The organism is Methylophilus sp. DMC18, from assembly GCF_056314005.1.
Genome location: NZ_JBQUZE010000002.1, coordinates 318,957 through 345,477 on the forward strand (window position 1 = coordinate 318,957; position 26,521 = coordinate 345,477).

Below are 26,521 nucleotides of genomic sequence, written 5' to 3' on the forward strand. Positions count from 1 at the left end.
ACACGTTTATCTCCAAACCTTCAGGGTGCATTGGGATCGGAGTAAAAGTGAGGTTTTTTACTTTTTACTCTGACCCCAAATATCTTATCCAAGAGAACCAATTAATACTTAAGCAGCAAAACTTAATTCCGTGTTTATCATGTTAATGCCCCTTTAAGTTTTATTTATTCGGATCGAACTGATAGGTCAAACTCACCCAAGCCCCTCTTGGTGCCCCCGGTGCAATAAAGTTAGTTGTTTGCCAATCACTAGAGTTATGGTTGTAGCCATCAGGTCCAATCGCACCATATATCGAAGGCGAGAACGGATTCCTACCCAAGCGACCTGCTGAGAAATATTCCTTGTCAAAAATGTTGTTAATGCGTAGCCCTAATGTCCACTCTGAATTAATCTTGTAGCTGGTTTGGAAGTTAATTGTCATGTAGCCAGGGACAAAACCGGGAGAAGTAATTGGAGCGCGGCTAACCGGTACAACAGTGCCAGTGTTAGGCTCCTCATAACTATCCACCAGAACGACCCCTTTCTGATGTTTGTTATTCTCATTGCCACGCACATAAGCCATAGAATGTGCGACCGCGGTAAATCCCAACTGCCATTTAGGCGTTACCGCATAACTTATAGTGGCATTCAAATTGTGGAGAGGCACCCCAGGCATTACATCTCCTGGATTAACCTGAATTTCTCTACCATAATCGTTATTACCAGTCACGGTTTCAACAGAGCTGCTATTGTCGTTAGCGGCCATCTTGAAGCTGTTTTCGAAGGTCGCGGAAGTCAGGGCATAGTTCAAACGTAACTTCCACCTATCTAATGACGCAGTCATCCCTGCCTCAATCCCTTGCCGACGGGTATCACCGATCGTATTAAAGAAGCTTCTATTGCCAGGGTAGGTGACGAGATAGATATCATCCCGCAAATCTGTCTGGTAAGCGCCCAAGTTCCACTCAATATTGTCACCCCAACGGCCCCTCAAACCGATATCCATGGAAGTTGATTTAATCTGAGGAAGGTAGGGGTCTCCTGACAGCGTTGTTGGCAATGAGCAAGAACGATTCTGTGCCAAACTCCTAGCAAGAAATTGATTTATTCCAATCTGTACTGGAGTTGGATCAAATGCACACCCTAACTCAATGACAGAAGGAACTCGGGTACCCTGTGAGATATTCGCGTAGACATTCAGATCCTCTTTCGCTTGCCAACTCACGCCCAAAGAGGGATTGAGTGAATGATATGAGAATTTCTCTTTTTCAGGAGCATTCAATACATTGGAGGCATTGGGGACTATATAGCCGGTAGTTGGGCAAGTGCCATTAATACACACCCCATATGCATCTGGGAACGCTTCAAATTGTGAAAGATTAAAAACCGTGAAGCCAAATGTACGTGAGGCTATTTTATTATGTCCTTTGGTGTCGTTGTATCGTGCCGAACCAGTAAAATGTAATGTTTCTATCGGGCTCCATGTCTCACTGAAGTACAGACTTTTAGTGACCTGACTACCTTCAAAGTTATTATTACTGATTGGCTGATCAGCCAACGCATATTGATCCCGTATTTCATCCGGAGCTAAATAAGCTTTTCGATTGGCATCCAGCAAACCCAGCATTTGGCTACTGGTATAGTCAGCAGAAGGCATATCAATAGAAGCGCCTACCATGAGTTTGTGCTTCTCAAAGTTCCAGTTCAGTTGAACAGAAGCACCATCCGTGACTTGATCAATCTGAGTATTTGTTAGAACCGAGGTTGGCGTACCTTCAACCACGCCCGGCGCCTGACCGCCAGCCTGCGCCGCACCATCCACATAAGTAGGTTCACCATTACCGTAAGGTACCTGTAGAGGCTTAAGCCCGGTGACATCTGTGCCATCAGGTCCAGACGTGTATCCTGCACAATCAGCCGCATTGTTTGGTATAACAGGTACTACTATATGCTTTACGCCATTGCCATTACCAGCATCAGTAAAGTAATAAAAACTTGAGTTGGCAAGAAAAGCTTGCCCAACTGGATCGCCTTGCGCATTACGAAATTGTATTAGCGTAGAGGGGTCGTATTGCCAAGAAGCAATACCACTACTATAAGCCTCGACTGCGCCCTGTTGAGCGACAGCATCAGTCCCATTTTGGGCCTTGAAAATTAATGCTTGCTGAGCGTTTTTAAACACCCCATTAAAGTTAGATTGTGCTCCGGCCAAAAATGCAGCAGCTTCTGGAGGAAGCTTTTGATTAAACGAACCAGGAGTAGGCGTGCCAGAAATGAAATTCAAAAAATCCTGATTAGCAAATGGGTCGTTTACATCCGTATCTAAATTAATCACATAGTAATCAGGTAGACCATAGGGATTCGTACTGTCAAACAAGCACGTAAACTGCTCACCTGGCCGCAAGTTTCTTTTGACTGTCTGCGCACCATATTGCGTATATACATCTGCGCCATATTGATCCCGATTACTTTTTCTGCGATAGGCTTGCGCAGTGACAGAAAAATTATCATTAACGAAATAGCTACCTGAGAGCTGAAACTGGAGTAACTTGTTTTTAGTCTTATCGGGCGAGGTAAATACGCCATCTCTATCTTGTGCGTACATTTCATTCGGGATTAGGCCATTACCAACCAAATCGTTCCAAACGTTTAATACCCCAAGATTAAGATCTAGCTTCTCTCCGCGATAGCTCGCCTTGGTAAAAAGCTGATTGACTCGGCTTGGGGAGTTCTCCCGCCAGCCATCCTCTAAAAAGAAGTTTCCCGCTGCAAATAAACCAACCGTACCATTGTTCCAGCCTCCATCTACCTGAAGTTGTTTGCGTCCAAAAGAACCCGTTAGTACGTCTGCATTAAACCCTGAGTGATTAAATCCATCCTTGGTTTTCATGGAGAGCGCACCACCTAAGGTCCCTAACCCGAAGATGGGGTTCGAGCCAGGGAACACATCGAAACTGGCAAGCGCATTTAATGGAATCATGTCCCAGTTAACTACATCCCCAAATGGCTCATTAATACGAATACCGTCAATAAAAGCAGACAAGCCTTGCGGGGTGCCAATTTGAGGCCCCGCAGTGAAGCCACGATATTGGACATCCATCTGGAATGGATTGCCCTGATAGTCGTTGACGTTCACTGACTGCAATTTCGAGTTCATCAAATCGGTTAGACTTAAAGCATGCGCCTCTTTAATGTCTTGAGCTGTGAGCGATTGCACGTTGCCAGGGATTTCTTCTTTGGTCAGGCCAGTGCCTCCCAAAGGCCCAATTTCATAAAACCGTTTTGCACGGACTTCTACTTTATCTAGCTGTATATCTTTTGTTTCAACCTTTGTTATGCGTTGTATATAAAGCGTGTTGTCATTTAACTTCGCTTCAAGCCCGGTATTTGCCAACAGTTTTTGCAACGCCTCTTTGCTACGCATGGTGCCGCTCAGCGCCGGGGCTTGTTTATCTGACACAAGCTTATCGTTATAAGTGATGTTTAAACCTATTTTGGCGCTCAGTGTTTTTAGCGAAGCGGCCAGTGGTTGGGCTGGCAAGGTGATGGTGATTTTTTGCGAGAGCAAAACGTCTTCTTCTGACTGCGGCAACTTGGTATTAAGCTCTGCCGCCCATAAAGGGTTGAGCCAGGTCGGCTGGCTGCTAAAGCAGGCGGCGATGGCTGCGCCCAGAATCAATTTTTTTGGTGTGTGCATCTGACTTCCCCGTTACTTTTTGGCTTGTTATTGCCTTAATGCACGGGGCGTCAAAACCCTGATATGTTGATTGCAAAAAAATGTAATGATGTGCGATTTGCTTATTTGGCTGCGGGGTAAGTTTCTAGTTGAATACCTTCTGGGCTGCGGTGCACACGCACATTGGCTATGCGGGGCAGGGTGGCGATAAAGCTGTTGCTGTCTTTAATGGCGACCACGGCGCTGATTTTTTCGCTGGAACGCTCATCGCTGGTGATGGGTTGGGGCTGGTAGCGGGTGAGGGTTTCGGCGATTTCTGAGAGCGAGGATTGATTAAATACCAAGGTGCCGCTAATAAAGCGGAAGTAGTCCTGGGCACTCACTTGTGGGCGAGCTTGCAGGCCGTGCTGGTTGATTTCAGCGACCTGGTTATTTTGCAGGATGAGGCCTTGCTGATCTTGCTTGTTGAGCACTTGTACCTTGCCGTGATCGACGCTGACACGTTCAAGCTGTTTGAGTTTGTTGACGGCAAAGCGTGTGCCCAGCACGGTGACTTTCAGGCGCTGGGTTTCTACTACAAAGGGTCGGTCTCGGTCTGGTTGCACTTCAAACACGGCTTCACCTTGCAGCAGGTCAATGTGGCGCTGGTTGCGGTAGTACTTGATCTCAATACGCGAGTTGGCATTGAGTGTGACACGGCTGCCGTCGTCCAGCGTTTGTGTGCTGAGTTGGGCGGTGGTGGTTTGCGCGGCGAGTTGTAGCGTGGGCGTGCTTTGCCAAACCTGATATTGGTGCAAGCCTGCCCAGCCTATGCACAGCGCCGCGACCACGCTGGCCACCGTGCCAGCCAGTTTCTGCCGCGATTTTTTGCGCTCGCTCTGTTTGAAGAAAGCATCAGCCTGTTTGGCCTGCGCCAGAGATTGCAGCTCGGTGACCGAGTCTATGCCTTGCCAGGCTTCGCTGATGCTACGGTATTCTTGTTGATGCAATGGGCTTTGCATGAGCCAGGCTTCAAACTGGCTGCGTTCCGGCGCGTCTGGTGCCGCTTCTTGCATGCGGATAAACCAGCGGGCAGCTGTCTCAGCGATTTTTTGATGGGCCGACATGCGCTTATTTGAGAAACTGCTCGCGCGCCGCACGCAGGTCTAGCAAGGCGCGGATCAGGTGGCGTTCGACCATGTTGAGGCTAATGTTGAGTTGCGTTGCAATGTCTTTTTGCGCATGGCCTTCAATGCGGTACATGACAAACACCTGGCGGCATTTGGGCGGTAGGTCCTGAATGATTTGGGTGACGAGTTCCAGCCGTTGTTTGATGTCTGCCAGATGTTCGACGGAAATCGTGACGGGTTCTTCCAAGTCTGCCTGTTGCTGATACTCGGCAAAATAACGCTCTTTACGGTAATGCTCAAGCAGCAGATTTTGTACGATGGTACGCAGATAGGCATGCGGTTCTTGCCCGCGGTTGGGGCTGGTGGTCAGGGCAAAGCGCAGAAAGCCATCATGCAAAATATCCTTGGCATGATGCTGGCATTGCGTTTTACGGCGGATGCCGGGTAGCAACGTGCTATATGCCCAATGAAGATTAATGCCATGCCATAACATGCGAATTTGCCAGTAAGGTGAACTTGTTTGGCATCAGGCAAGGATTGTACCGTGCAGCCAGCATGGGCTAACTTGTTGTTTATCATGATTTTTATAAATTCAAGCTGTGACTTTGGTTGTGAGTATATGGTTGATATCAACCATATTGGTTTAAATGAGCCAGGGGTTGATCGCGCGTTTGCTCACAAACATTATCTGCCGCTGGCATCGCTGAAATGCCGCATGGTTTGCTAAAATAGTCGTTTTATTTTGATCTGGCTGACATGACACGCAAACTTCTGGTGACCTCCGCCTTGCCTTATGCCAATGGCAGTATCCATCTGGGCCATTTGGTTGAATACATTCAAACCGATATCTGGGTGCGTTTTCACAAGATGCAGGGGCATACCGTGCATTATGTTTGCGCGGATGATACGCATGGCACGCCGATTATGTTGCGTGCTGAAAAAGAGGGCATTACCCCTGAGGCGTTGATTGAGAAAGTCCACGCTGAGCACAGCCAGGATTTTGCCGAATTTTTGGTGCAGTTTGATAACTACTATTCCACCAACTCGCAAGAAAACCGCGAACTGGCCTCTGGCATTTACAAGGCGCTCAAGGCCAACGGCAAAATCGCCAGCAAAACCATAGAGCAATATTTTGACCCGGTGAAAAGTATGTTTTTGCCGGATCGCTTTATCAAAGGCGAGTGCCCCAAGTGCCACGCCAAAGACCAGTATGGCGATAACTGTGAAGTGTGCGGTGCGACCTACAGCCCGACAGATTTGCTAAATCCCTATTCTGCCGTTTCTGGTGCGACGCCAGTACGTAAAGAGACCGAACACTATTTCTTCAAGCTCAGTGAATGTGCTGACTTTTTGCGTGACTGGACACGGTCTGGCACGCTGCAAGCCGAAGCTGCCAACAAGATGAGCGAGTGGGTAGGCGAGGCGGGCGAGAACAAGCTCTCCGATTGGGATATTTCGCGCGATGCGCCTTATTTTGGCTTTGAAATCCCGGATGCGCCAGGCAAGTATTTTTATGTCTGGCTGGATGCGCCAATTGGCTACATGGCCAGCTTCAAAAATCTGTGTGCCAAAGCTGGTTTGGACTTTGATGAGTACTGGAAAAAGGATTCTTCGACCGAGCTGTATCACTTTATCGGCAAGGATATCCTGTATTTTCATGCCTTGTTCTGGCCAGCCACGCTGGAATATTCCGGTCACCGCACGCCTACGCAGGTGTTTGCGCATGGCTTTTTGACTGTGAACGGCGAAAAAATGTCCAAGTCGCGCGGCACGTTTATCACGGCGCGTAGCTACTTGGAACATGTCAAAAATCCTGAATACTTGCGTTACTACTATGCAGCCAAACTGAATGGCAGCATGGAGGATATCGATCTCAACCTGGAAGATTTTGTTGCCCGGGTGAATAGTGATCTGGTGGGTAAATATATCAATATCGCAAGTCGCACGGCCGGCTTTATCGCCAAAAAATTCGATCACCAAGTGATTGCAGCGCAGCACGCTGTGATTGACGAGATGCGCGCCGCCGCGCCTGTGATTGCCGAAGCCTATGCCGCGCGTGATTTTGCGCGTGCTTTGCGTGAAATCATGAAGCTGACCGATGCCGCGAATGGCTATGTCGCCGAAGCGGCGCCGTGGGTGGTGGCTAAAGACGAAAGCAAGGCGGCTGAGCTGCATACCATTTGCAGTAATGCGCTGGAAATGTTCCGTCTGTTGACCATTTATCTGAAGCCAGTGTTACCAAATATCGCCAGTGCGGTGGAGGCTTTCTTGAACGTGCCAGCCTTGCAGTGGTCACATGTGAACCAAGGCCTGGCTGCGCAAACGATCCAGGCTTATAGTCATATGGTGACGCGTTTGGAGGCCAAGCAAATCGAAGCCATGGTGGAAGCCAATAAAGAAAGCCTGCAAGCGGCAGCGCCAGCCAAGGCTGAAGTAAAGGTAGAAGCGAAAGCCGAAGCCAAGGCGGCAGAAGAGGGGGCGTATATTTCGATTGATGACTTTGGCAAGGTGGATTTGCGGATTGCCAAAATTGTCAGTGCCGAGCACGTAGAGGGTGCCGAGAAGTTACTTAAGCTGCAACTCGATATTGGCGAAGAGACGCCGCGTCAGGTGTTTGCCGGTATCAAGTCCGCTTATGACCCGGCGACGCTGGTGGGGCGGCTGACTGTGATGGTGGCTAACCTGGCACCACGCAAAATGAAGTTTGGCATGAGTGAGGGCATGGTGTTGGCCGCCAGCGATGAGCGTGGTGGGCCTTATATCCTCTCACCTGACAGTGGTGCGCAAGCGGGGATGCGTGTGAAATAATGGTTGCATGCGCATCAGGCGGTTTTCTTGGGCTGTCATGGACGCGATGTTTGCGCCAAATCAACAAAGAGAAGATCGTTTGCTGCTTTAATGACAGCTTGAAAAGTTCGCTAACACATTGATTTATATTATATTCAATCATATAATATAAAGTTATAGATTGTTTCACGGATGCTCCATCACCCAATGGCAACCCCTTTAGCAGTGAGCAGTGCAAATCCCTGGCAGGGGCTGGATGTCCAGTCCGAGTGGGAGCGGTTTAGTCAGCGTGATGCTTCTGCCAACGAGGTGTGGACCTCGCATGTCTGGGTTGATAGCATGCATTGTGCCGCCTGCAGTGGTCGCATTGAGCAGACATTGAAACAAATGCGTGGTGTGCTGGCTGTGCATGCCAGTGCCGCTTCCAAGCGCGTCCGTGTGGTATGGGATGCGCATCAAACCTCCCCCTCGCAATGGTTTGCCGGTCTTAACGAGATTGGCTACCCAGCGCTTCCGCTTAACGAATACAACGCCATCAGCGACAGAACCGTGCAGCAGCGCAAGATGCTGTGGCGCCTGGTGGTCGCCGTCTTCTGCATGATGCAGGTCATGATGTATGCTTATCCCACTTATTGGACCGGCAGTAATGACATGGCGCCTGATATGGTGCAGTTGATGAAGTGGGCGTCATGGGTGCTGACACTGCCCGTGATGCTGTTTTCTGCGACGCCGTTTCTCTCCCAGGCCTGGAACAGTCTCAAGCAACGCCAGTTAGGCATGGATGTGCCGGTGTCATTGGGCATACTGGCTGCCTTTATCATGAGTACGCTGGCCACGTTTGTGCCGGGTGGCTGGTGGGGCGATGTGGTCTATTACGATTCTCTGACCATGTTTGTCAGCTTTTTGCTGGTTGGCCGCTGGCTGGATGTGAAGCTGCGCAACCGTACGGCAGGCGCGCTGGAAAACATGATGCGTCGCTTGCCACATGCGGTGCTCAAGAAGAATGAAGCAGGCGAATGGGTGCAAATCGCCGCCAGCAACATCAATGTGGGCGATGTCTTATATGTGCGCCCTGGTGAAGTGTTTGCCGCCGACGGCAAGGTGCTGGTAGGCAATACCAGTGCCGATGAATCCATGCTGACGGGTGAGTCGGACCCGGTGTTGAAACCTGCCGGCGCGACTGTGATTGCCGGTTCGGGTAACCTGACTTCGGCGATTGAAATGCAGGTGGAGCAGGTGGGTGAGGGTACACAGTATCATGCGCTGGTGAACCTGATGGCCTCTGCTTCAACCGAGAAACCTGGCATCGCCTTGCTGGCTGATAAAGTGGCGCAACCCTTCTTGTGGGGTGTGCTGCTGGCCGCGCTGTATGCCCTGGTTTTCTGGTGGACCACCGATCCGGCCAAAGCGATTATGTCAGCAGTGGCGGTGCTGGTGGTGACTTGCCCTTGTGCCTTGTCGCTGGCAACGCCTGCGGCCATGCTGGCCAGTGCGGGCACGTTTGCCAAAGGCGGTGTGCTGATCCGCCGTCTGCAGGCGATTCAGGCCCTCAGCGAAATTGACACCATTGTATTTGATAAAACCGGAACCCTGACCGAGAGCTTGCAAGAGGTTAGCGCGGTCGAAATGGCCGCCGGGCAAGACCATCAGTGGTTGCTGGATGTGATTGCCAGCATGAGCCGCGATTCCCTGCATCCGGTGGCGCAGGCGTTGCATGGATTTGCCACCCGGCAAGACGCGAGTGACCAGCTGGAGATGCAGGACTGGCAAGAAATTGTGGGGGGTGGCATGTCTGCGACCTTGATCACACAGTCTGGTGATTCCATGCCATTAAAATTGGGCAATGCTGAATTTTGCGGGATCACGGTCAAGCCGGAACACGAGGCGTTGCGAGTGGTCTATCTGGCTAGCAATGGCAAAATGTTGGCGACATTAGCGTTGTCTGAGCAAGTGAAGCCACACGCCAAGGCTGCTGTTTCACAATTAATTGCATCCGGGCTTGATATTCAACTGTTATCTGGTGATAGAATAGCGGCCGTTAAAAACCTTGCATCACAACTGGGTATCCAGCGAGCAGCAGGGTTACAAAAAGCAGAAGATAAGCTGCAGCATGTCAAGCAGCTGCAACAACAGGGGCGGAAAGTGTTGATGGTAGGTGATGGTTTGAATGACGGCCCTGTCATTGCAGCAGCGCATACTTCTATTGCAATGGGTTCCGGCGTCCCTTTGACGCAGGCACAGGCCGATATGGTAGTGTTGGGCAATGATATCGGCGTGCTGGTTTCGCTCATTTCACACTGCAAAAAAACCATCCTCATCGTAAAACAGAATTTGTTGTGGGCGGCGTTGTATAACGCGGCCGGTGTGCCTTTGGCGATTATGGGGCTGTTGCCTGCCTGGTTAGCCGGGTTGGGGATGGCGGCCAGTTCGTTACTGGTACTGTTAAATGCATTGCGATTGACCGACTGGGATAAGTCGGCCTGGCAGAAAGGTTAGGCATCGCTCAATGGAAATTGCATACTTACTGATCCCACTGGCAGTGTTGCTGGTGTTTGTGATTTTGGGTGGCTTATGGTGGGCCATTCAAACCGGGCAATTTGAAGACCTTGAGGAAGAGGGGTCCAGAATTCTCGAGCAGGATTAGGAATTCTCAAGCAGGAACGGGGATTCTTAAGCAGTATTGATGTGAGTCAAATCAAATTTGTGACATCTCTGAGAATATCAGGGTGAACAACTAGAAGTTTTTTTAGTGTTGGGTGTTTGTTTTAATCATTGGGAGAAATCCATGCAAAATGCAACCGTGAAGGCTGCGACCTACAACGATAGTGTAGTCCGCCAGTTCGCAATCATGGCAGTGGTTTGGGGTGTTGTGGGTACACTGATGGGCGTGATTATTGCGTCTCAGCTGGTGTGGCCAGAGCTGAACCTGGGCCTGCCGTTTACCTCTTTTGGCCGTTTGAGACCACTGCATACCAATGCAGTGATTTTCGCGTTTGGTGGCTGTGCTTTATTTGCTACCTCGTACTATGTTGTTCAGCGTACCTGTCAGACACGTTTGTTCAGCGACAAGTTGTCCAGCTTCACCTTCTGGGGCTGGCAGGCTGTCATCGTGGCTGCTGCCATTTCTCTGCCTTTGGGTTATACCCAGGGTAAGGAATACGGCGAGCTGGAGTGGCCAATCGATATCCTGATTGCCTTGGTATGGATTGCTTATGCAGTCAACTTCTTCGGTACTATCGGTATCCGTAAAGTAAAGCATATCTATGTAGCTAACTGGTTCTACGGTGCATTTATTCTTGCGGTGGCTTTGTTGCACATCGTTGAAAGTGCTGCGATTCCTGCTGGTTTCATGAAGTCCTACTCTGCTTACGCCGGGGTACAGGATGCGATGGTGCAGTGGTGGTATGGTCACAACGCGGTAGGTTTCTTCCTGACTGCGGGCTTCCTGGGCATGATGTACTACTTTGTGCCTAAACAAGCTGAGCGTCCTGTCTACTCTTACAGCTTGTCTATCGTCCACTTCTGGGCACTGATCTTCACTTACATGTGGGCGGGTCCTCACCACCTGCATTACACTGCCTTGCCTGACTGGACACAGTCATTGGGTATGGTGTTGTCTCTGATCCTGTTTGCACCAAGCTGGGGTGGCATGATCAACGGTATCATGACCTTGTCTGGCGCATGGCACAAACTGCGCACAGACCCAATCTTGCGCTTCCTGATTGTTTCCCTGTCTTTCTACGGTATGAGTACCTTTGAAGGTCCGATGATGGCGATCAAGACTGTGAACGCCTTGTCTCACTACACTGACTGGACCGTGGGTCACGTGCACTCTGGTGCGCTGGGATGGGTTGGTTTCGTGTCTATCGGTTCCCTGTACTTCCTGATTCCACGTTTGTTTGGTCAAAAACAAATGTACAGCGTGAAAGCGATTGAAGTGCACTTCTGGATGGCAACCATCGGCGTGGTGTTGTACATCGCTGCATTGTGGATTTCCGGCGTGATGGAAGGTTTGATGTGGCGTGCCATGAACGCTGACGGCACATTGGCGTACACCTTCGTTGAAAGTGTGAAAGCCAAGTTCCCATACTACTTCACACGTGCATTGGGTGGTTTCCTGTACATGAGCGGTTTGATCATCATGTTGTGGAATACATATAAAACAGCAACTAACGGCAAAGCAGTCACTGTAGAAGTGCCAGCTGTGGTTGCTCACGCTTAAGGAATTCACTATGGCTACGCATCAAAACAATAGTGGCAATTTTCACGAAAAGATTGAAACCAGCAACTTCCTGCTGATCGTGCTGACCTTCATCACGATCTCGTTTGGTGGTCTGGTCGAAATCGTGCCTTTGTTCTTCCAGAAGTCAACCACCGAGCCTATCCGTGGTCTGGAGCCTTACAACGCGTTGCAACTGGCTGGCCGTGACATTTATCTGCGTGAAGGTTGCTACAACTGCCACTCACAGATGATTCGTCCTTTCCACGCTGAAACGCTGCGTTATGGCCATTACTCGGTTGCTGGTGAGTATGTTTATGATCACCCGTTCCAGTGGGGCAGTAAGCGTACGGGTCCTGACTTGCACCGTGTAGGGGGCAAGTACAGTGATGACTGGCACCGTGTGCACCTGCACAACCCACGTGATGTCGTTCCTGAGTCCATCATGCCAGCCTATCCATGGTTGGAAGAAAACCTGGTTGACGACAAAACCATTGGTGACCATATGGCTGCACTGCGTAAAGTTGGCGTGCCATACACCGACGCGCAGATCAAGGCTGCTGGGGATGAAATCAAAGGCAAAACCGAGCAGGACGCACTGGTGGCTTACCTGCAAGTGTTGGGTACACACCTGAAATAAGGAGACGCGCCATGGATATCAACATACTACGCATATTTTTTACAGTACTCAGTTTCGTCCTGTTTGTGGCAATTTTGATTTGGGCATGGCGCAATCGCAACTCCGCGCAATTCAAGGACGCGCAAAATCTGCCGTTCGACCAAGACTAAACACTGCGCGGAAAGGTTAAGGAAAACATCATGAATGATTTTGTAAATGGTTTTTGGCCGATCTGGATTTCGACCATTACCTTGGGCGGGATTGCTTTCTGTGTCGGTTTGCTGATTTTCGCAAGCCGCGTCAAAGTGCCTTTGGATAGCGATAACACCAATGGTCACGAATGGGATGGCATCAAGGAGATGAACAATCCGCTGCCAATGTGGTGGGTAGGGTTATTTATCATTACCGTAATTTTTGGCCTGACCTATCTGTACCTGTTTCCAGGCTTGGGGACTTACAATGGCAAGTTCGGCTGGTCGGAAGTCAAGCAGTACGAAGCTGAAGTGGCAAAGAACAATGCCAAGATCGCCCCGCTGTATGCCAAATATGCAGCCATGCCGGTAGAAGAAGTGGCCAAGATTCCTGAAGCCCGCGACATCGGTAAGCGTATTTTCTTGAACAACTGTGCTGCTTGTCATGGTTCTGACGCCAAAGGGAGCCGTGGCTTTCCTAACCTGACCGACAATGACTGGTTGTATGGTGGTTCACCTGATACGATCAAGCTGACTATCAACAATGGTCGTAATGGCATCATGCCTCCCATGGCTGCTGCTGTTGGTTCTGAAGAAGATGTGAAAAACGTCGCCAACTACGTATTGAGCTTGTCTGGCAGTATTCATGACTCTGGTCGTGCCAATGCCGGTAAAGACAAATTTGTGGTGTGTGCTGCTTGCCATGGCCCAGAAGGTAAGGGCAATCAGGCGATTGGTGCACCTAACCTGACAGACAACATCTGGTTGCATGGTCAAGGTGAAGCCGCGATTATCAAGCGTATTCATGAAGGTAAAAACAACGTGATGCCAGCCTGGAAAGAAAAATTCAGCCCAGAGCAAATTCATCTGCTGACTGCTTATGTTTGGGGTCTTTCCAACAAATAGGCGAATGCAGATAACCCATGAGCGATATTAAACAAAACGCTGTGAACAAAACCACCATCCCTGAACAGGAGGTGGTTTTGTCACTTTATAAATCCGCAGATAAGATCTATGCCCGTAGCGTCTCCGGGATGTTCAACAACTGGCGCTGGGTCATGGTGTGGGCCACGCAACTGTTTTTCTATGGTGTACCCTGGCTGCAATGGGATGGTCGTCAGGCCATGCTGTTCGACCTGGATGCCAAGCGCTTTTATATCTTCGGCCTGATTTTTCATCCGCAGGACTTGATCTATCTGTCGTTTTTGCTGATTGTGTCTGCGCTGTCGCTGTTTCTGTTTACGGCCATTGCCGGTCGCTTGTGGTGTGGCTACACCTGTCCGCAAACGGTGTATACCGAGATTTACATGTGGATGGAAAATAAAATCGAGGGCGATCGTATCGCACGTATGCGCCTCGATGACAGCAAATGGACTCTGAACAAGCTCACGCGCAAATCGCTCAAGCAGTTTGCCTGGATCGCCTTCGGCTTGTGGACAGGCGTGACGTTTGTCGGTTACTTCTCCTCCATTCGCGAGCTGGTGCCCAATATTGTGAACTGGCAATTGGGTGGCTGGGAAACGTTCTGGATTTGCTTTTACGGCTTTGCTACCTATGGCAATGCAGGCTATATGCGTGAGCAAGTCTGCAAATATATGTGCCCTTATGCCCGCTTTCAGAGTGCCATGTTTGATGATGACACCATGATTGTGACCTATGACGAGGCACGCGGTGAACCGCGTGGTGCACGCTCTAAAAAAGCTGGCGAGAATGCCAATGGCCTGGGCAGTTGCATTGATTGCAGTATTTGTGTGCAAGTGTGTCCGACCGGAATTGATATCCGTAAAGGCTTGCAGTACGAGTGTATTGGTTGCGGTGCCTGTATTGATGCGTGCGACGATGTAATGGACAAAATGGGCTATGCCAAGGGCTTGATCAAATATTCCACGCAGAACGGCATCACCAACCGTTGGAGCCGTCAGCAAATGCTGCAACGTTTGCTACGCCCACGCGTGATTATTTATACAACGATTTTGTTGGCGCTCACCATCGGTATGGTGGTCAGTCTCTACTTCAAGCCCGATTTCAGGCTGGATGTGTTACGTGATCGTGCAGTCATGTCTCGCTATACTGATGAAGGCATGATTGAGAACGTGTATAACCTCAAGCTTGAAAATGATACCGAAGCCGTGCATGACTATGCATTGAAGGTCACGGGGCTCGAAGGCTTGGTGGTGCATTTTGCTGACGAGAATAGCCAGGACTTCAAAGGCTTGCGGCCGTTTGAGACACGCAATGTGGTGATTGAGCTGGAGTTGCCTGATGGGGTCACCAGAGCTGGTTCCCATAAAATCTTTTTCGAAATGACGGATTTACAAACCAGCGAAGCGGTCAAAGAAAAGTCGGTCTTTATTGTGCCGAGCAACTAATGGAGCAGAGATTGTCACAACACCAAGCACAGCAGAAACCGGCCGCTAAAGCGGTTGACCAGAAAAAATGGTATCACAACCCTTATGTCTGGATGATTATAGGCGGCCCTTCTGCCGTGATTGTGGCTTCTTTCATTACCCTGTATCTGGCGATTACGCATCCTGATCCAGCGATTGATGATTACTACCGCAAGGGCATAGAAATCAACAAAACGCTGGATGCGCAAGCGCAAGACGGCCAGACAGATGCCATGGCGCCCGCCATCCAGGCGCGTAACCATGCGCAGACCGGCCTGAAGCCTGCTGAACAGTAAACTGTCTGCCTGTCTCTCAGCGCTGACGCGCGTCTAAGACCTGATTCAGGCGCGAGCATTGCGGGTAGGAGATCAGCGTTTAGGCAAATAGGCGCACGTTGAAACCCTGCGTGCGCAAAGCCTCAGCATACTGCTGTAACAGCCGGATGTCTGGTGCTTGAATGCTGGCCAGCGTGTCTTGCTGGCTAGGTCTGGCGATGCCATACAACAAAATGCCTTCAATGTTCTCTTTAAGTGGTAGCAACGCCTGCACATAGACGGCCAATGCGGGGGTGGTGACCAGTTGGTCCGCGATACGTCGCTGCATCACAGCGGTTTGCACCCAAGTCCGGCAAGCCATGCTGCAAGCCTGCAGCCGTTGCAGATGCAGGCTAAGTGGCAAACGCGCATCATTCACTGCCAGCATTTCTGCATCGTTGCCTGCGTCCAGCTTAAACCAGACTTCTCCCCCCATCTGTTGCAGTACCTTTAAGGCTTGCTGTGTCGTGGCCAGATGCATTTGGCTGCCATTGGTAATGAGCCTGACCCGTGCCGGACGGTCTGTTTGTGTTGTCTGGCTCAGCAATCGTTCAACCAGTGCCAAGGCTTCAGGAAATTGCGGCGAGGTGGTCGGTTCGCCGTCTCCGGCAAAGGCAATATCCTGCACATCTTCCGACAATACACGCTTTGCTGCGTGTAAGTGCTGTCTTAGCCAGTGCAAGCAGGTGCTTAATTCTTGTTGCAGGCGCTCTATTTGAATGACCGGGGAGGGGCCGCGATGCAGCCCTGGCACCTGGCAATAAATGCAATGCCAGTTGCAGCATTGATTCGGGTGCAGGTTTATGCCGATGGAAAGGCCCTGCGCACGGCGGGACCAGACAGGATAAATATATTGCCAGGCTTGTTGCGCGGCCATGCGCTGTAAGGCCTCAAATAGAGACGAAGGCAGTGGCATCCCTCAGCGCTTACAGACGTCAGCAACCGCCTAGCAGGTGCTGGCGTTGAAGATGGTTTTAAGCTTTTCGTGGTCCAGAATACGGATATTCTTTTGCTTGACCTCGATAATGCCTTCTTCACTAAATTTGGAGAAAGTGCGGCTGACTGTTTCCAGTTTCATGCCCAGGTAGCTGCCGATTTCTTCACGCGTCATGCGTAAAATCAATTCGCTTTTGGAGTAGCCGCGTGCATGCAGGCGTTGCAGCAAGTTGAGCAGAAACGCCGCCAGGCGTTCTTCGGCGCGCATATTAGCCAACAACATCATGACGCCGTTTTCGCGCACGATCTCGCGGCTCATGATTTTGTGCACATGGCGTTGCAAGACGGGAATCTCACGCGACAGGTCTTCGACATGATTGAAGGGCATGACACAGACTTCGGCGTCTTCGAGGGCAATGGCGTTACAGTTGTGCTTGTCACTGACAATGCCATCCAAGCCCATGATTTCACCAGCCATCTGAAAGCCGGTGACTTGTTCACGGCCATCTTCCGAGACGACGCAGGTCTTGAAAAAACCAGTGCGGATCGCATAAAGCGTGGTGAAGGCATCGCCACTGCTATACAAGTGACCGCCTTGCTTGATCTTTTTACGGGTGGCAACCATGCCATCCAGTTTAGTCATTTCATCTGTGCTCAAGCCTACCGGCAGGCACAGTTCACGCAAGTTACAATTGGAGCAGGCAACCTTGAAACTGGATTCTGCTTGCATGGAGGGCGTCCTTGACTGACGTTGAACATGCGGCAAATTATACGCCTCTTCGGTTGCGATTTCATTGAACATGGTGTGACCTCTTCCTTTTGTATTTAGACGCATTATGCAGCAGGCGACGCAAGCTGCATTTGACTTGTGTCAAAAAGCCCTGCATTGGTTTATGGCACAGTAGCGCCAGATGAACCCGTAAAGTCCAGTTTCGGGATACTGATAGGAAAGAATTTGCCAGAAACCATGAACTCCCCGTTGCTGATTACTCAAGAGCATATTGAGCGCTATGACGTCTCCGGGCCTCGTTATACCTCTTATCCGACAGCAGACCGCTTTGTTGAGGCGTTTGACGCCGCTGCTTATCTCAAGGCGGCCGAGCAGCGCAATATCAGCAACTGGACGCAGCCGCTCTCGTTGTATGTGCATATCCCGTTTTGTGCCTCGTTGTGTTTTTATTGCGCATGCAACAAGATAGTCACCAAGCGTTATGAGCAAGGCGCGGTTTATCTCAACTACCTGCAACGCGAGCTTGATTTGCACTTGGACAAGTTTGCCAAAAAGCAAACCGTCAACCAGTTGCATCTGGGCGGGGGCACGCCGACGTTTCTCAATGATGCCGAGTTGACCCAACTCATGCAGATGTTCAAGCAGGCGTTTGCCTTTGCCAAAGATGGTGAATACTCGATTGAAATTGATCCACGTACCGTCAATCAGCAACGCTTGCAACACTTGCGCGAGCTGGGCTTTAACCGCCTGAGTTTTGGCGTGCAAGACTTTGATGCCGAGGTACAGCAGGCCGTGCACCGGGTGCAGTCTTATGCGCAGGTTGAAAGCCTGATGCAACATGCGCGCGACCTGGGGTTTGCGTCTATTAATACCGACTTGATTTACGGCTTGCCCAAGCAAACCCCGGCGACCTTCCGCCAGACCATCGCCCAGATCATTCAATTGCGGCCAGACCGTATCGCGTTATATGGCTACGCGCACTTGCCGTCACGTTTCAAGCCGCAACGCCGGATTTTGCAAGCGGACTTGCCACATGCCGTAGATAAAATCCAAATGCTGTCAGAAGCGATTCAGCAGCTGATGCTGGCAGGCTATGTCTTTATCGGCATGGATCATTTTGCTTTGCCTGATGACCCGCTGGCGATTGCCAAACAACAGGGCAGGTTACACCGCAACTTTCAGGGCTATAGCACCATGGCTGATCAGGATATCCTGGCTTTGGGTGTCTCCGCGATTGGCAAGATCGGTGCTACTTACAGCCAGAATGCCAAAACCCTCGAAGAGTATTATGACTTTCTTGACCAAGGCCAGTTACCTATCGTGCGAGGGCTGGCATTAAGCCGCGATGACCTGATCCGCCGTGCCGTGATCATGGCGGTCATGTGCCATGGTGAACTGAGTTACGAGTCCATTGAGTTGTCTTACATGGTCAATTTCAAGCAATATTTTCAGGCAGAAATTGCGCAATTGGCCGAGAAAGAGAAACAAGGCCTGGTCGTACTCGAAGACGATGGCCTCAAAGTCACCGAAATGGGCTGGTATTTTGTGCGCGCCATTGCCATGGTGTTTGACCGTTATTTGCAGCACGATGCCAACCGTGCAAGGTTCTCCAAAATCCTTTAAACTGCTGGCATGTTAGCCAGTTTACTCTTGACTGCTTTTGTCATGGGGCTGGCAGGCGGCCCGCACTGTGTGCTGATGTGTGGCGCTGCTTGCGGCGCCATGCAAACGCCGCCGAATCTTTCCAATCCCCCGCGTTCCATCCCTCTGCGTGTCGTACAGATCATCCCCTGGAGTTTTTACCTGGGCCGTATGCTCGGCTATGGCTTGCTCGGCGCGATTGCTGCCGAAACCTTGCGCGGTTTGGCCTGGTTATCCAATCAGAGCCATCTGTTTCAACCATTGTGGACGTTCTCGCATACGCTGATCTTCGCCTGGGGCGTGTTGCTACTTATCCTCGGCCGACAGCCACAATGGGCGGTGCAGCGGGCGCAATTGGTCTGGGCATGGATCAAGCAACATACCGCGCATGCCAGGTCGGGCTATTTTGTGACCGGCATCGTCTGGGCCTTGCTGCCTTGCGGCTTGCTGTACTCGGCGGTGATGCTGGCCTCCCTCCAGTCGCAATGGCTGCAAGGCGCACTGGTCATGATTGCCTTCGCGACCGGTTCCGCCACCATCCTCGCCTTGGCCCCCTTTTTCTGGCGCGCGGGCCAGCAAAGCCTGCCGCGCTGGTTCAGTGAAGCGGCAGGCATGCGCCTGAGTGGCGGCTTGCTGGTCGCCCTCAGCCTGGTGGCGCTGTGGATGGACGTCATGCATCACGACAAACTGTGGTGCCAGTTGTTATAGCCTTGTCTGATTGTTTGCACAAGCAGCCTCCGGGATGCTCGTTTTCGCCATCCGCATATTGCCTACCTAGTTAAATTCCGCTAACTTACGATTGTTAAATTAAATTAACAATTGGGGCGGTGATGATGATATGGATGCGCATCTGTTTTTTACTGTGGCTGATCAGTCAGTCTGGCATGCCAGCCTATGCGCAGGTACCAGAAATCCTGCTGGCACAGGTTTACCACGAAGGCCTCGCTGTCAACGACTACTTGGTCAGCGAAAAGCTCGACGGCATACGCGCCGTGTGGGATGGCAAACAACTGATCAGTCGACAGGGCCATCCCATCCACGCGCCGGCCTGGTTTGTGCAAAAACTCCCCCAACAGCCCCTGGATGGTGAACTGTGGATCGCCCGCGCACAATTTGAAAGACTCTCTGCCACTGTGCGCCGCGCGCAGCCTGATGAAGCGGAGTGGCGTCATGTGGTCTATTATGTGTTTGAACTGCCAATGGCCCCAGGCACTTTCACTCAACGTGCCCAGCACATCGAGCAACTGGTTAAACGTCAGCAGAGCCCGTATCTCAAAGCCATCAAACAGTTTCGCGTAGCAGATACCGCTGCGCTCAAGCGCACGCTGGACTGGGTGGTGGCGCATAAAGGTGAGGGCCTCATGTTGCATCAAGCCGATGCACCTTACCTGACTGGCCGCAGCCACGTGTTACTCAAACTCAAGCCGCAACTGGATGCTGAAGCCAAAGTCCTTGCCTACGTGCCCGGCAAAGGCAAATACCAAGGTAAAATGGGTGCATTAGTGGTCGAAACCGCGCAAGGCATACGCTTCAAACTTGGCACTGGCTTTAAAGATACTGACCGGGCACATCCACCGCCTATCGGCAGCCAGGTGACGTTTACCTACCGCGACCTCACCAAAAACGGCAAACCAAAATTTGCCCGCTTTGTGCGGGTACGGCCACCGGAATAATTGAAACAGAAAGGATCACATCATGAAATGGATGCTTGGACTCGCAGTCACATGTCTTGCAATGAACGCCTATGCGTTGGATTTAAGCGGTGTTTACAGCTGTACCGGTGACGATGCACATGAAGGCAAATACACCGGCACAGTCACCATGAAATTGCGCCCGGAGCACAGTAAAGGCGCGGATGCCAGCTATGATTTTGAACTGGCTGTGCCGGACTATGGCACTTATAAAGGCCACGCTGCCGTGCACGGCATGCATGCGGCGATGCATTTTGCCTTACCGATGGAAAATGGCGAATATGGCGGCAAGACGCATGATTATGGAACCGGGATTGCCGAGTTTAAGAAAAATGCCAAGGGACAGTTGAGTTTTAGGAAGTTTTATTTTGAGCCTGGGTTTAAAGGAGGCAATACGGGAGTGGAGGAGTGTGTGAGAAATTAACTCTTTTCATTTGAGTTTAGAGTGTTTTAGGTAACGTTTCTTTTCGCCTCTCGGCGAGTCACTTTCTGGTGCTTGTCCCCCAGAAAGTAACCACAACTAACGGAGTGTTGCGGCGTAGGCTAACCTTTAGGTTAAGCCACAAAGTGGCGGCCGTAGCCAAAGAAGAGGACACCCAGCCATCACGGCCTTCGGCTCCCTTGCGTTGCTCAACAAAGTAAGCGGTCACGAAACTCGCCCTAGCAGCTTGCACACCCCGCAAGCTGCCGCGGAGCTCGGACAGTCGCTCCCTTGTTTCTTACTTTGTTTCCGCTACTCAGCGTGATGGGATGGGATTTGTCGCGTCAAACTCACAGCCTAAAAATTTGGACCGTTCAAAAACTCCAATTCTTTCTTTAATGCACTACGTGTGGCGCTCAGTGGTTTTTGGGCCCCTATCTGCCGCGCCGAGTAGCGCAGCCAAAACAAGGAAGAAGGGAGCGACTGTTCGAGTCCCGCAGCAGCTCACGTATGTTGTGAGCTGCCAGGTCGAGTTTCGTGACCGCTTGTTTTGGCGAGCAACGCAGGAAACAAGCGGAAGCAAGGGTGTCTTGTTCTTTGCCTTCTTTCTTATGGACAAGCATAAGAAAGAACGGTCGCCGTAAAGGCGAAATCAATAATTCCCCTAAGTTAAGCTTGGCATCGAAGCGTTACAACAGCCTATGTAAGCGAAAAACCTGAGAAATTTGTTTGCCAGCTTAAATCTTAAGCTAGATGTAAGCCGTCATGCTGCATCCCCATTCGCATGCCATGATAAAATCTCACCCCTATGACTGCCGTCTCTCCCATCCAACTCATCAGCCAACTCGAAAAACAACTCCCCCAGTGCATGCTGGCTGATCGCTTTCCGCTCAAACGTCGTTTGCAGCAGCTACGCGATGCTTTAAAACAAAATAAACCCGTGGATAAAGCGCTGGTGGAACTTGCACACAAGGTACAGGCTTCCCAGCAGCGGTTGCAGGCGCGTCAGGCGGCATTGCCTCAGCCTGATTACCCGCCAGAGTTACCGGTGAGTGGTAAAAAGGATGAGATTGCAGCGGCGATTGCCAAGCATCAGGTGGTGATCGTGTGTGGTGAAACCGGTTCGGGTAAGACCACACAATTGCCTAAAATCTGCCTCGAGCTCGGTCGTGGGGTGAGTGGCTTGATTGGCCATACGCAGCCACGCCGGATTGCTGCGCGTTCGGTGGCGTCGCGCATTGCGCAGGAGTTGCAAAGTCCGCTCGGTGAGGTGGTCGGTTACAAGGTGCGCTTTAACGACAAGTTGTCCGAACGCAGTTACGTCAAGTTGATGACGGACGGGATTTTGCTGGCGGAGACGCAGAGCGATAAATTCCTTAACGGCTATGACACCATCATTATCGACGAGGCGCACGAGCGCAGCCTGAATATTGATTTTCTGTTGGGCTATCTCAAACAGTTACTCCCCAAGCGGCCAGATTTGAAAATCATCGTCACCTCGGCGACGATTGATGCAGACCGCTTCTCGAACCACTTTGATGGCGCGCCAGTGATTGAAGTCTCTGGCCGGACTTATCCGGTGGAAATTCGTTACCGGCCCTTGGGCAACAAGGCCACTATGGTGGCCGTGGAAGTGCCGATTGATGATGGGTTGGATGATATAGACCGTTTTGCGCAGGACCTGATGGGCATCAAGCGCAAGCCGCCGCGTACCGAGACGCGCTGGCTGGAAGAGGATGACGAAGAGGAAGTCATGGAAGATGCCATCCTCGATACCGCCGAGGATTTGTTGCGTCTGGGGGATGGCGATATTCTGGTGTTTTTGCCGGGTGAGCGTGAAATCCGTGATACCGCCGAGCATCTGCGTAAATACCAGGGCCGCTCGCCCAAGCTGAAGTCGATTGAGATTTTGCCGCTATTCGCGCGCTTGAGTATAGAAGACCAGCAAAAGATTTTCCGGCCCAGCGGCCAGCGCCGCATTGTGCTGGCGACCAACGTGGCGGAAACCTCGCTGACCGTGCCTGGCATCAAGTATGTGATTGATACCGGACTGGCCCGAGTCAACCGCTATAGCCCGCGCGCCAAAGTCGAGCAATTGCAGATTGAAAAAATCTCGCAAGCGGCAGCCAAGCAGCGGGCAGGGCGCTGCGGGCGTGTGTCTAACGGCATTTGCGTGCGTTTGTACGGCGAGGATGATTTTAACCAGCGTCCGGCGTTTACCGATCCCGAGATTCTGCGTAGCTCGCTAGCCAGCGTGATTTTGCGCATGGCGGATTTACGGCTGGGGGATGTCGGTGAATTCCCGTTTATTGAGGCGCCTTCTTCACGCCTGATCAGCGATGGCTATCAGTTGCTGCAAGAGCTGGGGGCGGTGACCGAGCGTCGTGAGATCACCGAGCTGGGTCGGCAGATGGCGCGCTTGCCGCTGGATCCGCGTGTGGCGCGCATGATTCTGACCGCAAAAAAAGAAGGCTGCGTGCGTGAGATTCTGATTATTGCCAGCGTACTCAGCATCCAGGATCCGCGGGAGCGGCCCATGGATAAACGCGAGGCCGCCGACAATGCGCATGCCAAATTCAAGGCGGATGACTCTGACTTTATGAGTTATCTCAAGTTGTGGGACTGGTATGAGCAGGCGCTCAAAAGCAAAAAGTCCAACCGTGATTTGCTCAATCAGTGCCACCAGAACTTTCTCTCGTTTTTACGGCTGAAGGAATGGCGTGAGTTGCATGCGCAGTTGCTGGAAATGGTGGATGAGCTTGATATCAAGCCCAATCAGCAAGAAGCGAATTATGCGCAAATCCATCGTGCGTTACTGTCCGGCTTGCTTGGCAATATCGGCTTTAAAGATGGCGATAGCGAGACCTATGCCGGCGCGCGCGGGATCCGCTTTACCGTTGCACCGGGCTCGGTGCTCAAGAAAAACCGCCCCAAGTGGGTGATGGCCGCCGAGTTAGTCGACACCACCAAGCTTTATGCCCGTTGCGTTGCAAAAATTGATCCGGACTGGATAGAACCCATTGCGCATGAAGGCGGCGGCCGTGGCATTACACAAAGCCATTACAGCGACCCGCGCTGGGACCGCAAAACCGCGCAAGTGGTGGCCTGGGAGCGCGTGAGCTTGTACGGGCTGACCATTGTGCCCAAACGCCGCGTACATTATGGGCCGATTGCGCCGACCGAAGCGCGTGAAATTTTTATCCGTGAAGCCCTGGCCAATATGGAATTTGACACGCGGGCCCCGTTTTTTGAAGCTAACCGTCGCCTGATCGCCGAAGTGGAGGCTTTGGAGCATAAAGCCAGACGTCAGGACGTGCTGGTCGACGAACACCAGTTGTTTGTATTTTATGACCAGGTGGTGCCGCCGATTGCAGACCCTTACCGTGTCTATAATGGCGCTGCATTTGAAAAGTGGCGGCAGGACGCTGAAAAAGCCAACCCCAAGGTGTTGTACCTGACGCGCGAATCGCTGATGCGCCATGGCGCCAGTGCCATTACCGAGGTACAGTTTCCCGAGACCATGGTGGTAGACGGCGAAACCGTGCCACTCAAATACCGCTTTGAACCCGGGCATGTGCTGGATGGGGTGACGGCGACGATACCGCTGGCCTTGCTCAATCAGCTTGATGCTACCGTGACTGAATGGCTGGTGCCGGGCATGGTGCGTGACAAGGTGACGGCACTGATTAAAGCCTTGCCCAAAACCCTGCGCCGCGTTTGTGTCCCGGTGCCGGAGTTCGTGACCGGCTTCCTCGAATCCAAGCAGACTGCGCAGCCATTATTGCCCGCTCTGGCTGAGTTTATCCAGCAAAAAACCGGGCTTAAGCTCAAGCCGGAAGAGTTTGACCTGGCGGGCCTGGAACCACATCACCGCATGAACTTTAGCGTGGTCGACGAAAAAGGCCGTGAGCTAGGCATGGGCCGCGACTGGAATCAGCTCAAAAAACAACTGGGCTCGGCCGCGCAACTGACGTTTAGAACCGGCTCGCCCGGCATTGAAAAATCCGGGCTCAAGCAGTGGGATTTTGGCGACTTGCCAGCCACCCTTACCTTTAGCAAAGATGGCCGCCAACTGACCGGCTATCCGGGCCTCGAAGACAATGGTGACAGCGTGGCCATCAAGCTGTTTGATACGCCAGAAGCCGCCTTGGCCGCTCACCGTAAAGGCGTCTGCCGCCTGATGCGTTTTGAGCTCAAGGAGCAGGTCAAACAACTGGAAAAAGGCCTGCCAGGCTTTAACCAGTATGCCTTGCTGTTGCGCGCCATCATGAATTCTGACCAGTTGCGTGAAGACATGCTGCAATGTATTGCTGACCGCGCCTTTATTGCCGAGGACGACTTGCCGCGCAGCAATGCCGAGTTTATGCAACTGAAAACACGGGCGCGGACCCGCTTGCCAGCGGTGACCGAGGCGCTGACCGGGCAGGCGCAACTGATTGCCAATGAGTATCAGGTGCTGGTTGCCCAGTTACAGAAAATGACGCCGGTGACGCAGAAAATCAAACGCGACTGCGAGCAACAATTACAGGGTTTGTTGTATCACGGTTTTTTTAGCCGGACCCCGTGGGAGCAATTGCCGCATCTGCCGCGTTATCTCAAGGCGATCAAGCTGCGCATAGACAAATATCCGACCAGCATAGAGCGTGATGGCCGCCATACGCAGGCGCTGGTACAACTGGAGCAGCGCTGGCAGCAAAAAATTGAGCAATTGCGCAAGGCGCATCTGCCTGTAACCAACCAGTTACAAGACTTTGCGTGGCAATTACAGGAGTTGCGTGTATCATTATTTGCGCAGGAATTAAGGACGCCTTATCCTGTCTCAATCAAACGTCTTGAAAAACTCTGGCAAGAAATGCAATAGTATCGCGTGACCACTGCTAACCTGTGACCAACCCTGTTCATGCAGCCTTCTCCCTTTGAACCATTTAGTACGCCTAACTGGCTAAAGCCCAAGCAACGCGAGCGCGTGTTGCGCATCCCGGCACGCCTGATGTGGGCGATTTTGGTGTCGCTGCTGATACACGCCATCCTGTTCTGGGGCTTTTTACTCGATTTGCTCAAGCCGCTTGAGGAGCCCGCGCAAGCGCCGCTGAATATTGTGCTCGACTTGGGCGTGCCGGCGCCGACCAAACCCAAAGTGGTGTCGCCGCCGCCTGAGATTCCGCCCACTCCGCAACCGCGGCCTGAACCCAAACCGAAGCCACCGCCCAAATCTGAGCTCAAGCTGCCTAAAAAGATTATTCAGTCACAGCGGCCGGATAGCGCCTTTAAATTGCCCGAGCCCAAGCCGCAACCCAGGCCAGAGCCTACGCCAAACTTGCCGCCACCGCCGGTGGAAGACTTTTCAAGTTTTATCAAGCGCAAGCAGACCGACCGTTATGCGGATGAGATCTCGGCCAAACAGGCCAATGATGCTGCTGCAGCGGCCGAGCGTGGTCCTTCCGAGGATGAGCGCCGTACCAAAAACATCATGAACAATCTCAAGTTCGGCACCAACGGCTTGTTCCAGATCCGCCGCATGGATCCCTTGAATGCAACCTTCAGCTTCAAGGGCTGGGTCAATGATTACACCTCGGCCAATACGCAGTACTACGAGGTGGAAGCGCGCAGTGGTGAAGATATCCGCCTGGTGATGGTCAGACGAATGATCAGTATCATCCGTGAGCACTATAACGGTGATTTTGACTGGATATCCAACCGCCTGGGCCGTACTGTCACGCTGTCAGCGCGGCCTGCAGACAGCGCGGGGCTCGAAGACTTTTTGATGAAAGAGTTCTTTGGGCCCAATTATAAAAATCAGGATATTTACGGCCGCTAGCGC

The 26,521-nt window shown here is 51.7% G+C and carries 21 protein-coding genes; 16 read left to right on the top strand and 5 right to left on the bottom strand.

Going from position 1 to position 26,521, the window contains the following annotated elements:
• Window positions 1-160: 160 nt before the first annotated feature.
• The 3 genes from ACT53G_RS05440 to ACT53G_RS05450 all read right to left on the bottom strand — a co-directional run bounded on the left by ACT53G_RS05440 (window position 161) and on the right by ACT53G_RS05450 (window position 5,257).
• A complete protein-coding gene (locus tag ACT53G_RS05440) occupies window positions 161-3,676 on the bottom strand; it encodes a TonB-dependent receptor (protein ID WP_476168897.1) in 3,516 nt (1,171 codons plus the stop codon).
• 101 nt (window positions 3,677-3,777) lie between these two features.
• Window positions 3,778-4,761, bottom strand: a complete 984-nt coding sequence (locus ACT53G_RS05445; protein WP_476146785.1) for a FecR family protein — start codon at window positions 4,759-4,761, stop codon at window positions 3,778-3,780.
• Window positions 4,762-4,765: 4 nt separating this feature from the next.
• A complete protein-coding gene (locus ACT53G_RS05450) occupies window positions 4,766-5,257 on the bottom strand; it encodes an RNA polymerase sigma factor (RefSeq protein ID WP_194747977.1) in 492 nt (163 codons plus the stop codon).
• 51 nt (window positions 5,258-5,308) lie between these two features.
• Between ACT53G_RS05450 and ACT53G_RS05455 the strand changes: the two genes are divergently transcribed.
• The 10 genes from ACT53G_RS05455 to ACT53G_RS05500 all read left to right on the top strand — a co-directional run bounded on the left by ACT53G_RS05455 (window position 5,309) and on the right by ACT53G_RS05500 (window position 15,263).
• Entirely contained in the window at window positions 5,309-5,491 is a 183-nt protein-coding gene (locus tag ACT53G_RS05455; protein WP_476146783.1) for a hypothetical protein, read from the top strand.
• Window positions 5,492-5,520: 29 nt separating this feature from the next.
• Window positions 5,521-7,572: a methionine--tRNA ligase gene (metG, locus tag ACT53G_RS05460; protein WP_476168898.1), complete on the top strand. Its 2,052-nt coding sequence runs from the start codon at window positions 5,521-5,523 to the stop codon at window positions 7,570-7,572.
• A 186-nt stretch (window positions 7,573-7,758) separates the two neighbouring features.
• Window positions 7,759-10,047 carry a heavy metal translocating P-type ATPase gene (locus ACT53G_RS05465; RefSeq protein WP_476168899.1) on the top strand — a complete coding sequence of 763 codons (2,289 nt, stop codon included), beginning with the start codon at window positions 7,759-7,761 and terminating at the stop codon, window positions 10,045-10,047.
• Between the two features lie 10 nt (window positions 10,048-10,057).
• Window positions 10,058-10,195, top strand: a complete 138-nt coding sequence (gene ccoS / locus ACT53G_RS05470) for a cbb3-type cytochrome oxidase assembly protein CcoS (RefSeq protein ID WP_194747968.1) — start codon at window positions 10,058-10,060, stop codon at window positions 10,193-10,195.
• A 141-nt stretch (window positions 10,196-10,336) separates the two neighbouring features.
• A complete protein-coding gene (gene ccoN, locus ACT53G_RS05475; protein ID WP_194747965.1) occupies window positions 10,337-11,773 on the top strand; it encodes a cytochrome-c oxidase, cbb3-type subunit I in 1,437 nt (478 codons plus the stop codon).
• A gap of 10 nt (window positions 11,774-11,783) precedes the next feature.
• Window positions 11,784-12,410 (top strand): cytochrome-c oxidase, cbb3-type subunit II, encoded by a 627-nt coding sequence (gene ccoO / locus ACT53G_RS05480; RefSeq protein WP_194747962.1) that lies wholly within the window; start codon window positions 11,784-11,786, stop codon window positions 12,408-12,410.
• Window positions 12,411-12,421: 11 nt separating this feature from the next.
• Entirely contained in the window at window positions 12,422-12,559 is a 138-nt protein-coding gene (locus ACT53G_RS05485) for a cbb3-type cytochrome oxidase subunit 3 (RefSeq protein ID WP_194747960.1), read from the top strand.
• 30 nt (window positions 12,560-12,589) lie between these two features.
• Window positions 12,590-13,486, top strand: coding sequence for a cytochrome-c oxidase, cbb3-type subunit III (ccoP, locus tag ACT53G_RS05490; RefSeq protein ID WP_338654506.1), 897 nt, complete (start codon window positions 12,590-12,592; stop codon window positions 13,484-13,486).
• A gap of 17 nt (window positions 13,487-13,503) precedes the next feature.
• Entirely contained in the window at window positions 13,504-14,949 is a 1,446-nt protein-coding gene (gene ccoG, locus ACT53G_RS05495) for a cytochrome c oxidase accessory protein CcoG (protein ID WP_476168900.1), read from the top strand.
• Window positions 14,950-15,041: 92 nt separating this feature from the next.
• Window positions 15,042-15,263 carry a FixH family protein gene (locus ACT53G_RS05500; protein ID WP_228518788.1) on the top strand — a complete coding sequence of 74 codons (222 nt, stop codon included), beginning with the start codon at window positions 15,042-15,044 and terminating at the stop codon, window positions 15,261-15,263.
• A gap of 79 nt (window positions 15,264-15,342) precedes the next feature.
• On the opposite strand, the gene ACT53G_RS05505 is transcribed toward ACT53G_RS05500, so the two are convergent.
• Both ACT53G_RS05505 and fnr read right to left on the bottom strand, forming a co-directional pair.
• Window positions 15,343-16,197, bottom strand: a complete 855-nt coding sequence (locus ACT53G_RS05505; RefSeq protein WP_476168901.1) for a radical SAM protein — start codon at window positions 16,195-16,197, stop codon at window positions 15,343-15,345.
• Window positions 16,198-16,227: 30 nt separating this feature from the next.
• Window positions 16,228-16,947: a fumarate/nitrate reduction transcriptional regulator Fnr gene (fnr, locus tag ACT53G_RS05510; protein ID WP_338657593.1), complete on the bottom strand. Its 720-nt coding sequence runs from the start codon at window positions 16,945-16,947 to the stop codon at window positions 16,228-16,230.
• 237 nt (window positions 16,948-17,184) lie between these two features.
• On the opposite strand from fnr, the gene hemN reads away from it, so the two are divergent.
• The 6 genes from hemN (at window position 17,185) to ACT53G_RS05540 (ending at window position 26,518) form a co-directional block, all read left to right on the top strand.
• Window positions 17,185-18,570: an oxygen-independent coproporphyrinogen III oxidase gene (gene hemN, locus ACT53G_RS05515; RefSeq protein ID WP_194748455.1), complete on the top strand. Its 1,386-nt coding sequence runs from the start codon at window positions 17,185-17,187 to the stop codon at window positions 18,568-18,570.
• A 9-nt stretch (window positions 18,571-18,579) separates the two neighbouring features.
• A complete protein-coding gene (locus ACT53G_RS05520) occupies window positions 18,580-19,296 on the top strand; it encodes a sulfite exporter TauE/SafE family protein (RefSeq protein WP_476168902.1) in 717 nt (238 codons plus the stop codon).
• A 122-nt stretch (window positions 19,297-19,418) separates the two neighbouring features.
• The gene (locus tag ACT53G_RS05525; protein ID WP_476168903.1) at window positions 19,419-20,261 is read left to right on the top strand and encodes a DNA ligase; all 843 of its coding nucleotides are present in this window, start codon (window positions 19,419-19,421) and stop codon (window positions 20,259-20,261) included.
• 22 nt (window positions 20,262-20,283) lie between these two features.
• Entirely contained in the window at window positions 20,284-20,703 is a 420-nt protein-coding gene (locus tag ACT53G_RS05530) for a hypothetical protein (protein ID WP_476168904.1), read from the top strand.
• 865 nt (window positions 20,704-21,568) lie between these two features.
• Complete coding sequence (hrpA, locus tag ACT53G_RS05535; RefSeq protein ID WP_476169013.1) at window positions 21,569-25,561, top strand: ATP-dependent RNA helicase HrpA; 3,993 nt, start codon at window positions 21,569-21,571, stop codon at window positions 25,559-25,561.
• A gap of 39 nt (window positions 25,562-25,600) precedes the next feature.
• Window positions 25,601-26,518, top strand: a complete 918-nt coding sequence (locus ACT53G_RS05540; RefSeq protein ID WP_194747944.1) for a hypothetical protein — start codon at window positions 25,601-25,603, stop codon at window positions 26,516-26,518.
• The last annotated feature ends 3 nt before the right edge of the window (window positions 26,519-26,521 follow it).